The following is a 14810-nucleotide window of genomic DNA, read 5'->3' as shown; positions in this document are numbered from 1 at the left end:
AGGGAGCAAGGGCCATGGAAGCTCAATCGCAATCGCAGAATCAATCGCCGCCGTCCCTGCAACCGACTGTTGCCACTCCGTCATTACCCAAAGGCGGTGGCGCGATTCAAAGCATCGGCAAGGGCTGGGGATCCGTGGGTACCAGTGGCGCGGCGTCACTGGAAATCGCTCTGCCTATCAGCCTTGGGCGCGGCTACGCGCCAGCCCTGTCGCTGAGTTATCAAAGCACCTCTGGTAACGGCGTGTTCGGGCTTGGCTGGAACCTGAACATCGGTAAAGTCGCGCGTCGTGCCAGCAAGGGCGTACCGGGCTACAACGACGATGATCTTATTTTCGGCCCCGGAGGCGATGTCTGCCTGCCGGAACGCGACGACAGCGGCGCGCTTGTCTCGACTCAGGTCAGCAGCTACAACGGTCATGATTTGACGGCGACTTATCAGGTGGTGCGTTACTTCAACAGAGTCGAAGGGGCCTTTGCGCGCATTGAGCATTGGCGCGTGGACAACACAGATCCCGGCTTCTGGCTGATTCACGACGCCGACGGCAGCCTGAACCTCTATGGCAGGAAGACCTCGTCGCGTATTGCCGACCCGGCAGACATGAACCGGGTTGCCGAATGGTTGCTGGATGAAAGCATGAATGCCGTCGGCGAGCACATCCTCTATGAATACAAGCCCGAAGACCATCAGGGCCTGCCAGAGAATCACCCGAGAAACTTCCGCGCCCAGCGCTACCTGAGCAGGGTTCGCTACGGCAATGCCAAGGCACATCCTGTGCTTTACCTGTGGGAAGAAGGTTCGCTGGATAGTTTGCTGTGGCACTTCGACCTGATATTCGACTATGACCAGCGCGACACCCGCAGTGACCCGCCCCCCGAATATGACGAGCAATTTACCTGGCCCGTGCGCAGTGATCCGCATTCAAGTTTCGCCTATGGTTTTGAGCTGGGTAATCTGCGCCTGTGTCGGCAGGTTCTGATGTTCCATCACTTCCCGAACGAGCTCGGAGAAGCACCGCTGCTGAACCGACGGCTGCTGCTGGAGCACCTTCAGACAGCGCTCGGCTACAGCCTGCTGAGCGCGGCGCATTCAGAAGCCTGGGATGGCACTGACTGGCGGCGAGTCGATCAACAACCCCCTGTGCAGTTTCAATACACCGACTTCACTCTTGAGTGGGGCATCTATACGCCGCTGGAGCCCATGGCCGGCCTGAATGACGGCCAGCAATACCAGTTGGTTGACCTCTACGGCGACGGCTTGCCCGGCATTCTGTATCGAGACGACAAGGCATGGCTATATCGCGAACCGATCCGTGATACCGCTGGCGCAGCGGACGCCGTTGCCTACGGAGCCTGTGAATTGCTACCCCGCATCCCGACGGCTGATTCAGCCACACCGGTTCGTCAGACCCTCACAGATCTGACTGGCGACGGGCGGCTGGACTGGGTAGTCGCCCAGCCGGGAATGGCCGGATTCTTCACGCTCAACCCTGACCGAAGCTGGTCGAACTACGCAACGTTCTCGGCTTTTCCTGCAGAGTTTTTCCACCCGCAAGGCCAGATGGCGGATCTGGTCGGCGACGGGCTGTCCGATCTGGCCCTGATCGGCCCACGCAGCGTTCGCCTGTATGCCAACCGTCGAGCCGATGGGTTCGCCGCAGCAATGGACATTCCTCACGACGAGGATCGCCTGCCATTGCTCAGCGACAGTCCCACTGAACTGGTAGCGTTCAGCGACCTGCTGGGCACAGGGCAACAACACCTGATCCGGATCCGGCACAACGAAATCCGCGTCTGGCCGAACCTGGGGCGTGGCCAATTCGGCAAAGGGCAGCTCTTCGCCAGCCTGCCTTACACCTACGAAAGCTTCGATTCCAGCAGGGTACGGCTGGCCGACCTGGATGGCTCAGGTGCCAGTGACGTGCTGTACCTGCAAACCGATTGCTTTCAGGTCTTCATGAACCAGGGCGGGAACGGCCTGGCTGCGGCCTTCGATCAGCTGTGTCCGGAGGGTGTGCGTTATGACCGGCTCTGCCAGTTCAGTGCGGTCGACCTGCTGGGCCTGGGTTTCTCTAGCCTGATACTCACCGTACCGCACATGACGCCCCGGCACTGGAGCCTTTATTACGCGGCCGACCGGGCAGGCACGGTCCGCAAACCTTATTTGCTGAAGGCCTCGGACAACAACCTCGGTGCTGCCGGAGAAGTCAGCTATCGCAGTTCGGCGCAGGAATGGCTGGACGAAAAAAACGAGCTGCGGGCCGCTGGCAGCGTTGCTGTCTCGGAATTGCCGTTCCCGGTTCATGTGGTTGTCAGGCAAACCATGCAGGACAAGGTCACTGGCAATACGCTCACCCAGCTGTTCCGCTATCGGCAGGGTTTCTATGACCCTCGGGAACGTGAATTTCGCGGCTTCGGCCTGCTCCTGCAGACCGACACCGAAACGGCGTCGCAGAATCAGGAGGATTTTACCGCTCCGGTATTGAACAAGACCTGGTTCCACACAGGACGCTACCCTGCCAGACCCTGCACCGACTATGACCGCAGCGACCTCGCTGCTCGCTTGCCCGGCGAGCATGTGTTGTCCCGACTCGACCCAACAACCGGAACCGATTTGCCCGTCACAGACGCAGATGACGCGACCTTGCAGGAAATGGCACGAGCGCTGAGCGGCTCTGTACTGCGCAACGAAGTCCTCGGGCTCGATGCCAGTCAAAAAACCACAGTGCTGTACTCGACCCGATCAAACCGCTATCTGGTTCGCCAACTGCAAGCACTGAGCACGCATCGACCCTACGCGTCGATGCTGCCGCTCAGTCTGGAAGTCATCACCTATCGTTACGAGGCCGACGAACTGGACGATCCGATGTGCGAACACAGCCTGAATCTGGCGTGGGACCGCTACGGTTCGACGCTCCACTCAGCCAGCTTCAACTGTGCGCGGCGCAAGAAACCGGGGGACGCACCACCCTTTGCGGACCCTCACCAGCAACAATGGTGGGAAGCATCACACGACGAGGCCCAGCAACAGTTTTACGTGAAGAAATGCGCGCCGAAGCCATTCACCTGGACAGCCCGCAGAGCTGGCGTCTGGGGCTGCCTTACCGCACACGCGGCGATGCCATGCTCATTCCGGCAAGCGCCTTGACGCCTGCGCAGATCAGCTACGAGCAATTCGTCGATCCGTCCGGTCCATTCGCAGCGTTGCCACGTACGCTCACCAGCCTGTCAGTGCAACGCTATATCGGTTGCAGCGATGGCGAGGCGACCTTTGAGGCGCTGGCTGACGCCGTTGAAACGGCTGAACTGGATGATCACGCACTGAGCGCCTACGAGCGAGTCATGGACAGCGCCACTCTGGCCAAAAAACTCGTCGAGATCGGCTATCAGCAAATGCCGAGTTTTCTGCCGACGGACAGCTTGAACCTGTGGTCGGTAAAACGCGGCTTTGCCATTTACGCCGGTCCAGAGCACTTCTTTCACCCCACTACGTTCAGGCCTACACGCAGTCATGGCTGGAGTCTCGTCGAATACGACGCCTACGATCTGTTCGCAACTCGCATCACCGACCCGGCAGGCTGCGTCACCACTGCTGAATATGATTATCGTGTGCTGCAACCAAGACGAATCATCGACCCCAATCAAAACAGTCGGGAAGCCGATTACGACGCCTTCGGCAGGGTATGGACAACCAGCTTTTACGGCACGGAACTGGGTGAGGCGGTCGGCTTTCCTCCACTCAATCGCACCGGACATTACTGGGCTTCGGCCAGCGAGGTAGCGCTGCAACCCGAATACGCTCTGGACAGACAAGCCAGCGCGCTCTATTACGATGGCAATACGGCGCTGGGGCTGGTTCACATCCCGCTGGCAACCGCTGCCTTGGTTGCAGACCGCTACCCGGAAGATAAGGACGCACAAATCCGCATCAGCACGGCGTCGATAGACGGCTTCGGTCGCACCCTGCAAACCCGCCAAAAAGTGGAAGACGGCGACGCCTATTCTGTCGATAACTGGGGCAATCTCGAACTGGTCGACGGTCAACCGAAAATTGTCCATGCATCGCCGCGCTGGCGTGTCAGTGAACGGGTGGAATACAACAATAAAGGCCTGGCAGTGCGGGTTTACCGGCCATATTTCGCCAACAGTCATCGGTATGTGAACGACGCATCGATACGCTCACAAAACATCGTCGACAAACAGTTCTACGACCCGCTGGGGCGTCCGACCATCACCATTACCGCCAAAGGCTGGATGCGCCGGCAGACCTATCGTGTCTGGTACACCATCAGTGAGGACGAAAACGATACGGCCGAGGAAGTGCTGGCAGCAAGAAAGGCGGCCGGGCATGGTCAGTAGCGCGGTAAATGCACGTACGCCGGAATTGATCGTTTCCGAGGTTCGTGGGCTGGTCGTGCGCCAAGTCCTTTTACATCGAGCCGAAGCCACGCAAGCGGCAGCAATCAGAGTTACCAGGCAGCGTTTCGACCCGGCAGGCAGGATGATTGCCGCCACTGATCCACGCCTCGCCAACGCCAACCGGAGCACTGTCTACAGCCTTGGCGGCAACGCGTTGGCCACCGAGAGTGTCGATGCCGGCTGGCGACTGATGTTATTCGGCGAGGCGGGCCAGGTTTTGGGCGGCTGGGACGGTCGTGGCACCGAGCGGCAGCTCGAGTACGACCAGCTGCTACGCCCGACGAGGATCATCGAACAGCATCGGTGCGTGGAGCGGTTCACCTACGGCCAGGCAGATGCAGCGGCACACAACCAATGCAATCAATTGATTCGCCATGACGATACGGCGGGCTCGCGCTTGCTGCAGGATTACAGCCTGAATGGCTCGGTACTCAGCGATACACGACATTTCCTGCTCGTCGCCGAAGGACCGGACTGGCTACCGGCCGAGCGTGATCGCGATGCGCTGCTGGAGCCGGTCGGACTACAGACCCGTTGGGCGTTCAACGCACAGGGCGAAGCGCTTGCGCAGACCGACGCCAAGGGTAATACCCAACTCTCCGCTTATAACGTAGCCGGACAGTCGAACAGCACAGATCTGATGCTGAACGGCAGCACGCACTCGCAGACACTGGTCAGTGCCATTCACTACAACGCCTTCAATCAGGTTGAACAGGAAACAGCAGGCAATGGCGTCGCCAGCCTTTATTCCTATGATCAGCAGGACGGCAGGCTGACCGGGCTGAGCGCGACCTCTGCTGACGGCACGTTGCTGCAGCAACTCGATTACAGCTATGACCCGGTGGGCAATATCCTGCTCGTCACCGATGCGTCCCAACCAGACCGGTATTGCGACAACCAGCTTATCGAACCGATCAGCCGTTACCGTTACGACACGTTGTACCAGTTGATCGAAGCCACAGGCCGGGAGGTCAGAAACGGGGCAAGCCATGGTCCGGCGCTGCCCGGTTTACAACCCGTTTCGACGCTTAATCCCTGTCAGGTCAGCAACTACAAACAGCGTTACAGCTACGATGCAGCGGGCAATCTGCTGCAAATGCGCCACGAAGGCGCGCACAACTTCACCCGCAACATGCGCGTTGCCCCGGACAGTAATCGCAGCCTGCCCGACGATGACGGCGATGTGGATTTCGCTACGGGTTTTGATGCCAACGGCAATCTGCTGCAACTGGTTCGCGGGCAGGTTATGGGCTGGGATGCGCGTAATCAGTTGCAGCACATCACCACCGTGCAACGGGAAGACGGACCGAATGATGACGAGCGCTATGTCTATGACGGCCAGGGTCAACGTTGTCGCAAGGTCAGTACTGCTCAGGCACCAGGTCGCACGCTGATCAACGAAGTGCGCTACCTGCCAGGACTGGAAATTCGCACCACGGCCGATGGAGAAATCCTCCACGTCGTTACGACTCAGGCGGGTCGCAACAGCGTGCGGGTGTTGCACTGGGAGGCTGGAAAACCAGGCGCTATTGCGAACGATCAGGTGCGTTACAGCCTGGGTGATCATCTGGGCTCGAGCACGCTGGAGCTTGATCAGCAAGGTGGCCTGATCAACCAAGAAAATTATTACCCCTTCGGCGGCACGGCCTGGTGGGCGGCGCGTAGCGCAGTTGAAGCCAAGTACAAAACCGTGCGGTATTCAGGCAAGGAGCGAGACGCCAGCGGGCTTTATTATTACGGGTTCAGGTATTACGCGTCGTGGCTGCAGCGGTGGATAAACCCGGACCCGGCGGGGGATGTGGATGGGTTGAATTTTTATGCAATGGTTCGGAATAATCCGACAGCTTACACAGATCCTTATGGACTGACCGGGGAATATCGTGGGCGGAGAGATAGTGTAGAGCGTGATGTATTATTTGACACCGGCATCCTCGCGCGAGGTAGAAGCGAAATATCGAAGCTTCCAAAAACTGAACCTGATCATTTGAACCGCGCGTTCAAACTCGCTTACTCTGCATGGAGTGAAAGTTCAAAAACCCTCGCAGCACCGGCGATAGCGCAACTGCCTGAGCTATTGATGAGTTACGTGTTGGGGGACGGCGCCAAGGAGAGGCGTGGCGAACTGGCTGAAACATACAGTACAACGGCTTGCATGCTGAAAGACTACAATGAAGGTGGGGGGCATTACAATCAGATAGACATAATGAAAAACTATTCGGGGACGGATGCATTTATTGATCTTGAGGATCAGCATAAACGCATTTTCATGGTCGAGGATCTTTTGAACGTCCACGTTGCGGGTACATCAATCACGCTTGGGCATGAAGTTTCTCACACAGTTCTCAATAACAAAATTCTTGATTTCGGGTATCTGGCAGCGGGTCTCCGGGACGAAAAAGCGGCAGCGATCAGTGAGGATAGCTACATACAGCACCTTGAAGGCGGGCTTAATTCAGCGATGGAGTATTCTTGCGGGCGTAAGAACGCCCACATGTTCAGAAGTGTCGAGCGGATGATAGGAAAGAATGTATTGAGTACCGAGAGGGCCCTGAGACTCTTCGAGGTCAAGAGCATGCAGGACATGAAAATCGAGCGTTTGAGCGACCCCGCAGTGCGGACCAACTTGTTGATGAACAATGCAGACAGCTTGGCGATGTTAAGTATTATGCTTGCGGAATCGACGGTAAAAAGCAGTCTCAGACGCTGGGGAAAGTTGTTCTGATATGAGGTGACTGGCTACCCGTGCTATGGGAGGCTGGCATGGGGGCGGCTAAAGGCTTTCTTGCTGTACTACGACCGCCAGACTATCGCTGATTTTTTTCTGCCGGAAACAAGGTGTTTACCAAACCTTCATGGATGAAGATGATGAGTTCGATCTTGCACAGCAACACGCCATTATTGTCGGTCGTTGATCCACGCTCGCTGGCCGTGCGTAGCGTTCAGTTCTGTCGAAATGTGGCAGGGCAGCCTGAGGTAGCTCGGGTAACGCATCGGCGTTTTGACTGGGCCGGGCGCCCGTTTCTGTGTCGTGATCCCCGCCTGTTCAGTCGCTCGGAAACTGAAGCCGACGCTCCGGTAAATCGGATGATTACGTTTAGTCTGTCCGCAGCGGCCTTGCTGAGCGAAAGCGTCGATTCGGGTTGGCAACTGGGCCTCGTCGGCGAGGCCGGGCAGTTGCTTGAGAGTTGCGATGGGCGTGGCACGCAGCGCCTGATGGACTACGATCGGTCGCTGCGCCGGGTATCTGTGACAGAGCAGGGCCGTGTCGTCGAGCGCCTGGCCTACGGTGCGGCAGACGTCTCCGAGCATAATCAGTGCAATCGGCTCGTCCGTCATGACGATACGGCAGGCTCCCGTTTTCTGAATGATTACGGTCTGTCTGGCGCTGCGCTGGGTGAGAAACGGAATTTTTTGCAAGCGCCTGAAAGTCCGGACTGGCCGCTGGCCGAAGCAGAGCGCGATGCCTTGCTCGATCCTGTAGGGCTGCAAACCCGCTGGGGTTTTAATGCGCTGGGCGAAGTGCTCGTGCAGACCGATGCCATGGGTAACGCGCAGGCCTTTGACATGACCGTCGCTGGGCAATTGAAAGCTGCTGAACTGATATTGGTCGGTGCCGCACAGTCGCACACGCTGGTCCGTGAAATTCATTACAACGCGATTGACCAGGTTGAGCAGGAAACGGCCGGCAATGGTGTTATCAGTCACTTCCAATATGATCCGCAGGACAACCGGCTCGCTGCGCTCAACGCGATGGCGGCTGGCACGCTGTTGCAAACGCTGATTTACAGCTATGACCCGGTCGGTAATGTTCTGGTGGTCAACGATGCTTCCCAGTCAGACCGATATTGCGACAACCAGCTTATCGTACCGATCAGCCGTTATCGTTACGACACGCTGTATCAACTGATCGAAGCCACTGGCCGGGAGGTCAGAAACGGGGCGAGTCATGGACCGGCGCTGCCCGGTTTGCAACCTTTGCCCACCATTGATCCCTGCCAGGTCAGCAACTACAAGCAGCGTTACAGCTACGACGCAGCGGGCAATCTTCTGCAAATGCGCCATGTAGGTTCGCATGCGTTCACTCGCAACATGCACGTTGCTCTGGACAGCAATCGCAGCCTGCCTGACGATAACGGTGACGTGGATTTCGCCACAAGCTTTGACGCCAATGGCAACCTGCTGCAACTGGTGCGCGGGCACGCCATGGGCTAACGGGATAAGGAAAGCGCCATCGAATCATTGAAAGAGCGCACGGGGGCGGTGGATGCAGGAAGTGTGGGAGAACTTCTGGACGCCGTGAGCGCGGTTCTTGAAACGGCCCTATGACCTTTAATATACAACCGGAAAAACTCGGACGGCTGCAGGGCGAGGGAATGGTGAATACTTGGCAGACGTTAAAAAAGAGAATACCTATACGGTGATGAGGGATATGTTTGAAAATCAGATGTTTGAATATAAGAAATCATCGTCTGCGCTGACCCGTCAATCAGCATTGGAAGGAAAGCAAAAGGTTAAAGGAGACCACCGCCCTCTTTACGGGGCCCTTCAGATCGCCAAAGACAGCAATGCGGTGGGGAGGCGCTCCTACCTATGGCCGTACTGCTTTTCATTTGTCGGATCAAGCAAGGTCTTATATGACGTTCACGAGAGCAGACAGCGTGTCTACAGGTGCGAGCATGAATAACCTTGCCTCAGCCTGTAATGTATTTCCGCTGATACGTGATATGCGTGCAGATACATGGGAGGCGCTCAACGAAAACATGAGTGGCCAGGAAATTACCGTGCCAATCTCTGGGTCCTCCAACTATATCGAGTGGCAGTCGCATGCGCCCGTAAAATGGCGAGATATGAAGTTTTTGAAGTTCGAGAAGTTCTCTGAACTGGACACAGCAAGGTCGGATCCTTCAACTGTAGCTTTTTTCAAAAAAAATGCCATTCCAGTGCGTCTTTATTCGATTTAGTTGTGGGTGATTGCGTGGGGTAAGGCGCTGCACTCCGAAGCTAATGCAGCAAGCCCGACCTGTTTTCCGGGCTTGCTGCCATCGTTACTTACTGCACTTCCACCGCCAGACTGTCGCTGATCTTCTTCTGCCAGATCTGCGGGCCGGTGATGTGTACGGATTCACCCGTGCTGTCCACCGCAACGGTCACCGGCATGTCTTTGACCTCGAACTCGTAGATCGCTTCCATGCCCAGTTCGGCGAAGGCCACGACTCGGGATTTCTTGATCGCCTGAGCCACCAAGTACGCAGCGCCGCCGACGGCCATCAGGTACACGGCTTTGTGGTCGCGGATTGCGTCGATGGCAGTCGGGCCGCGTTCGGATTTGCCGATCATGCCCAGCAGGCCGGTCTGGTCGAGGATCTGGCGGGTGAACTTATCCATCCGCGTGGCCGTGGTCGGGCCTGCCGGGCCAACGACTTCTTCGCGTACCGGATCAACCGGGCCGACGTAGTAGATGAAACGACCCTTGAGGTCGACCGGCAGGGTTTCGTCCTTGTTGAGCATTTCGACCATGCGCTTGTGCGCGGCGTCGCGGCCGGTAAGCATCTTGCCGTTGAGCAGCACGGTTTCGCCCGGCTTCCAGCTTTGCACTTCTTCCGGGGTCAGGGTGTCGAGGTTGACTCGGCGGGCCGATGGGCCAGCTTCCCAGACGATTTCCGGGTAGGCGTCCAGCGACGGCGCCTCCAGCGATGCCGGGCCGCTGCCGTCGAGCACGAAGTGCGCGTGGCGGGTGGCCGCGCAGTTGGGGATCATGCACACCGGCAGCGAAGCGGCGTGGGTCGGGTAGTCCATGATCTTGACGTCGAGCACGGTGGTCAGACCACCCAGGCCCTGAGCGCCGATGCCCAGCTGGTTGACCTTTTCGAACAGCTCCAGACGCATCTCTTCGATGCGGCTCTGCGGGCCGCGGGCCTTCAGCTCATGAATGTCGATGGACTCCATCAACACTTCCTTGGCCATGACCGCTGCCTTTTCCGCGGTGCCGCCGATGCCGATGCCGAGCATGCCCGGTGGGCACCAGCCTGCGCCCATGGTTGGAACGGTTTTCAGGACCCAGTCGACGATCGAGTCGGACGGGTTGAGCATCGCCATCTTCGATTTGTTTTCCGAACCACCGCCTTTCGCCGCGACGTCCACTTCCACGGTATTACCTGGAACGATGGAGTAGTGGATAACAGCCGGGGTGTTGTCCTTGGTGTTTTTGCGAGCGCCTGCCGGGTCGGCGAGGATCGAGGCACGCAGCACGTTTTCAGGCAGGTTGTAAGCGCGACGCACGCCTTCGTTGATCATGTCGTCCAGGCCCATGGTGGCGCCATCCCAGCGAACATCCATACCCACGCGTACGAAAACGGTAACGATACCGGTGTCCTGGCAGATCGGGCGATGACCGGTCGCGCACATGCGCGAGTTGATCAGGATCTGAGCGATGGAGTCGCGAGCGGCAGGCGACTCTTCACGCAGATACGCCTCGTGCATGGCCTGGATGAAATCCACGGGGTGGTAGTAGGAAATGAACTGCAGTGCGTCTGCAACGCTCTGAATCAGGTCGTCTTGCTTGATCACGGTCATGCGGCGCGCTCCTCTGTAAGGACGGGAACATTCAATTACGCTATCGGCGGCAGTCTGGAACTGCGGCTTGAACCAGAGCTGTCAGGTTAGCCGTAGCGGGCGCAAAAAGGCGCGGCAGTATAACCCGCCCGACAGGCCAGTCTGTACAATCGCCGTTATTTTCTGCACAGGCCGCCTGAATGCCTCAATTGCATGTTGGTGAGCGTAGCTGGTCGGTGCCATCGGCCAGCAATCTGCTCGACGCCCTGAACCATGCCAGTGTGCCGGTTCCCTATAGCTGTCGTGCCGGCAGTTGCCATGCGTGTCTGGTGCGCTGTGTCGAAGGTGAGCCTGAGGACGCGTTGCCCGACGCCTTGCCCGCTGAAAAGCGCCAGCAGGGTTGGCGCCTCGCCTGCCAGTGCCGAGTGGTCGGTGACGTGGCTGTCGAGGTGTTTGACCCGCAGCGTGACGGCCTGCCTGCGACAGTAGTGGGCTGCGACTGGTTCTGCCCGACCGTGCTGCGTTTGCGTCTGGAGCCTGCGCGACCTCTGCGCTATAGCGCCGGGCAACACCAGGTGTTGTGGACTGACAGCGGTGTCGCCCGGCCTTATTCGCTGGCGAGCCTTCCGGGCGAGGACCCGTTTCTGGAATTTCATATCGACTGCCACCAGTCCGGGGCCTTCCGCGACGTCGCCCGACAGCTGCGGGTCGGTGACACGTTGAGGCTCGGCGAACTGCGCGGAGGGGCGCTGCGCTATGACCCTGACTGGCAGGAAAAACCTCTGCTCTTGCTGGCTGCCGGTACCGGGCTGGGCCCGTTGTGGGGCGTATTGCGTGAGGCGTTGCGTCAGGAGCATCAGGGCACCATCCGCCTGATTCATCTGGCCCATGACAGCCAGCAGCACTATCTGGCCAATGAGCTGCAAGCCCTGGCTGAGCGTTATCCACAGTTGCTTGTTCAACTGATTACCGTGCAGACGCTGGAGACGACCCTGGCCGAGCTGCGCCTGTTGTCGCGGCATGCGATGGCGTTGTTGTGTGGCAGTGCCGACAGCGTGGAGATATTTGCCAAGCGGCTGTATCTGGCAGGTCTGCCGCGTAATCAATTGCTGGCGGATGTGTTTGTGGCGCGGGAATAAGGTGCATGTTAGTCACAGCTCTCGTTCGGCACGATTAATCACAAAGATTCGTCAGGCATACACGATGCAAAAAGGCCCCGACTCTTGCGAGACGGGGCCTTGGCTTGCAGCGTTCTGCTATCAGACCAATGGGTCGCCGACGTGCAGAATCTTCATGCCGTTGGTGCCACCGATGGTGTGGTAGCTGTCGCCCTTGGTGAGGATGACCCAGTCACCTTGCTCGACCAGACCACGCTTGAGCAGTTCGTCGACTGCGGCCTGGCTGACCTGACCCGGTGGCAGGGCTGCCGGGTCGAACGGCACGGTGTAGACGCCACGGAACATCGCTGCACGCGCTTGAGTACCACGGTGCGGAGAGAACGCGTAGATCGGCACCGAGGAGCGGATGCGCGACATGATCAGCGGGGTATAGCCGCTTTCGGTCAGTGCGATGATCGCCTTCACACCCGGGAAGTGGTTGGCGGTGTACATGGCGGCCAGCGCGATGCTTTCGTCACAACGGGTGAACGAGTGGCCGATACGGTGGCTGGAAGTCTTGCCGGTCGGGTGCTTTTCAGCGCCGATGCAGATACGCGCCATCGCCTGAACCGCTTCGATCGGGTAGGAGCCCGCAGCACTTTCCGCCGACAGCATGACGGCGTCGGTGTAGTCGAGCACGGCGTTGGCCACGTCGGACACTTCGGCACGCGTCGGCATGGGGCTTGAGATCATCGACTCCATCATTTGCGTGGCAACGATCACCGCCTTGTTGTGGCGACGTGCGTGCAGAATGATGCGTTTCTGAACGCCAACCAGCTCGGCATCACCGATTTCAACGCCCAGGTCGCCACGCGCAACCATGACAGCGTCACTGGCGCGAATCAGCTCATCGAGTACTTCGTCGTTGGCAACGGCTTCGGCGCGTTCGATCTTGGCCACCAGCCAGGCTGTACCGCCGGATTCGTCGCGCAACTGGCGAGCGTACTCCATGTCGGCGGCATCGCGCGGGAAGGAAACGGCTAGGTAATCCAGGTCCATTTCGGCAGCGAGCTTGATGTCCTGCTTGTCTTTCTCGGTCAGTGCCGGAGCCGTCAGGCCACCGCCGCGACGGTTGATGCCCTTGTGATCGGACAGCGGACCGCCGATCAGCACGGTGCAATGCAGTTCGTCAGCCGTCTGGGTGTCGACGCGCATGACTACGCGACCGTCGTCGAGCAGCAGCTCGTCGCCTACGCCGCAATCCTTGACCAGATCCGGGTAGTCGATACCCACGATTTGCTGGTTGCCACTGGTCAGCGGATGAGCGGTGGAGAAGGTGAACTTGTCACCGACCTTCAGCTCGATTCGCTTGTCGGTGAACTTTGCGATACGGATTTTAGGACCCTGCAGGTCGCCCAGCAGAGCGACGAAGCGCCCGTGTCTGGCGGCGATTTCGCGGATCAGTTTGGCGCGTGCCTTGTGCTCATCCGGAGTACCGTGAGAGAAGTTCAGACGAGCAACGTCCAGACCCGAAAGGATCAGTTGTTCGATGACTTCCGGCGAGTTGCTGGCAGGGCCAAGTGTGGCGACGATTTTGGTGCGGCGAACGGTCATGCACAAACTCCTTAATTGAAGCGCAGCGAGAGGCTACTCCTGTCTGGGTCTTTAGTCATTGTTCCTTTGCACTACCGTGTTGCTGTCAGGGAGGGCAATCGGCTGACGGTCGGTGTGCGATTTACTTGAAGAAACAGGCTGTGACGCCGATACAGGGCAGAGAACAGGAGAGTCCCATGCGTATTGTAACGATTGTTGTATTACTGACTGCGCTCAGCGGTTGCACCCGCTGGGCGATGAATTCCAACCTCGATCACGCTTACCGTGCCTATCAGGAAGGTGATTGTGACCGGGTCATGCTGGATCTTTCCAAGGTCGAGCGTCAAAGCCGTTCGCGCCGTTATGTTCAGCCGGAAGTGTCGATGCTGCGTGGCCAGTGCCTGGAGCGGCAGAAACTGTATGTCGACGCTGCGCAGACCTATCAATTCCTGATGACTCAGTATCCAGAGAGCGAATACGCGTTCCGTGCACGGGCCAGGCTCGATACGCTTGCACAAACCGGCCTCTACCCCAAGGCTCAGCCTGCCAGGCCGATCCCTGCACCTGTTCGAAACGCTCCCGTATCAAAATAGTTACCCTCATTTGAATGGCAGGCGCCGTGTTCGGGTGGATTTTGAAAAATTCTGAGCTAGGCTGTGATCACATAGTGGACGAGCTGCAGAGCTCTAGGCCGAGGCGGTTATCGCGCAGTGCCTCGTTTTTGAAGTCCGCAGCCAGCGAACGGTGTTACGTGATCGCAACAGTGGTCTTGGAAGGCAGCCTGCCATGTATAAAGAGCGGAAAATAGAACGGCACCAATTGCAGGATTACCTGCAGGTCTTCAATCGTCATACTGGCAAGCTGATGGGGTGTCTGGGGAATGTGTCCGGGGAAGGGCTGATGCTGATCAGCGAACTGCCCGTTCTGGTAGGGGCCAGGTTCGATCTGTGTCTGAAAATGCCGAATGGCAATATCGGGCAATCAATAGATCTTAGCGCCAAGTGCCTCTGGAGCCACGAAGACGAGACGCCAGGGAGCTACGACTCCGGTTTCGAGTTGTCTCAGGTCTCGACAGAATACCTGGCGTTCGTCCAGCTCTTGCGAGAGTATTTCTGTTTCTACCCCTTTTATGAAGCCTCAGCCTGAGGCTG

Annotated in this window: 8 protein-coding genes and 1 pseudogene; 7 read left to right on the top strand and 2 right to left on the bottom strand. The window is 58.2% G+C overall.

The window, feature by feature from the left end; genetic code table 11:
- The first annotated feature begins 14 nt into the window (after positions 1 to 14).
- From FFH21_RS21585 to FFH21_RS21560, 4 genes and pseudogenes are all read left to right on the top strand, one after another.
- Positions 15 to 4357, top strand: a pseudogene (locus FFH21_RS21585) (SpvB/TcaC N-terminal domain-containing protein).
- On the top strand, positions 4347 to 7139 hold the full coding sequence (locus FFH21_RS21580) for an RHS repeat domain-containing protein (protein WP_011169400.1): 2793 nt from the start codon (positions 4347 to 4349) through the stop codon (positions 7137 to 7139). The pseudogene FFH21_RS21585 and the gene FFH21_RS21580 overlap by 11 nt, the downstream one beginning before the upstream one ends.
- A gap of 362 nt (positions 7140 to 7501) precedes the next feature.
- The gene (locus tag FFH21_RS21575) at positions 7502 to 8629 is read left to right on the top strand and encodes an RHS repeat domain-containing protein (protein ID WP_230383572.1); all 1128 of its coding nucleotides are present in this window, start codon (positions 7502 to 7504) and stop codon (positions 8627 to 8629) included.
- A 464-nt stretch (positions 8630 to 9093) separates the two neighbouring features.
- A complete protein-coding gene (locus FFH21_RS21560; RefSeq protein ID WP_004666155.1) occupies positions 9094 to 9378 on the top strand; it encodes a hypothetical protein in 285 nt (94 codons plus the stop codon).
- Positions 9379 to 9466: 88 nt separating this feature from the next.
- On the opposite strand, the gene FFH21_RS21555 is transcribed toward FFH21_RS21560, so the two are convergent.
- The gene (locus FFH21_RS21555) at positions 9467 to 10990 is read right to left on the bottom strand and encodes a fumarate hydratase (protein ID WP_011169398.1); all 1524 of its coding nucleotides are present in this window, start codon (positions 10988 to 10990) and stop codon (positions 9467 to 9469) included.
- Between the two features lie 179 nt (positions 10991 to 11169).
- Between FFH21_RS21555 and FFH21_RS21550 the strand changes: the two genes are divergently transcribed.
- On the top strand, positions 11170 to 12108 hold the full coding sequence (locus FFH21_RS21550) for an iron-sulfur-binding ferredoxin reductase (protein ID WP_054073000.1): 939 nt from the start codon (positions 11170 to 11172) through the stop codon (positions 12106 to 12108).
- A gap of 120 nt (positions 12109 to 12228) precedes the next feature.
- Here the strand turns inward: FFH21_RS21550 and pyk are convergent, their stop codons facing one another.
- On the bottom strand, positions 12229 to 13680 hold the full coding sequence (gene pyk, locus FFH21_RS21545) for a pyruvate kinase (protein ID WP_002554985.1): 1452 nt from the start codon (positions 13678 to 13680) through the stop codon (positions 12229 to 12231).
- Between the two features lie 176 nt (positions 13681 to 13856).
- Here pyk and FFH21_RS21540 point away from each other — a divergent pair, with 176 nt between their 5' ends.
- Positions 13857 to 14252: a tol-pal system YbgF family protein gene (locus tag FFH21_RS21540; RefSeq protein ID WP_002554984.1), complete on the top strand. Its 396-nt coding sequence runs from the start codon at positions 13857 to 13859 to the stop codon at positions 14250 to 14252.
- A gap of 193 nt (positions 14253 to 14445) precedes the next feature.
- Positions 14446 to 14805, top strand: a complete 360-nt coding sequence (locus FFH21_RS21535) for a PilZ domain-containing protein (protein ID WP_005745539.1) — start codon at positions 14446 to 14448, stop codon at positions 14803 to 14805.
- Positions 14806 to 14810 lie beyond the last annotated feature (5 nt).

It is taken from the genome of Pseudomonas sp. KBS0707, from assembly GCF_005937945.2.
Lineage (GTDB): Bacteria > Pseudomonadota > Gammaproteobacteria > Pseudomonadales > Pseudomonadaceae > Aquipseudomonas > Aquipseudomonas amygdali.
The sequence above is the reverse complement of the archived record's forward strand: the minus strand, read 5'-3'. Positions and strand labels throughout refer to the sequence as shown.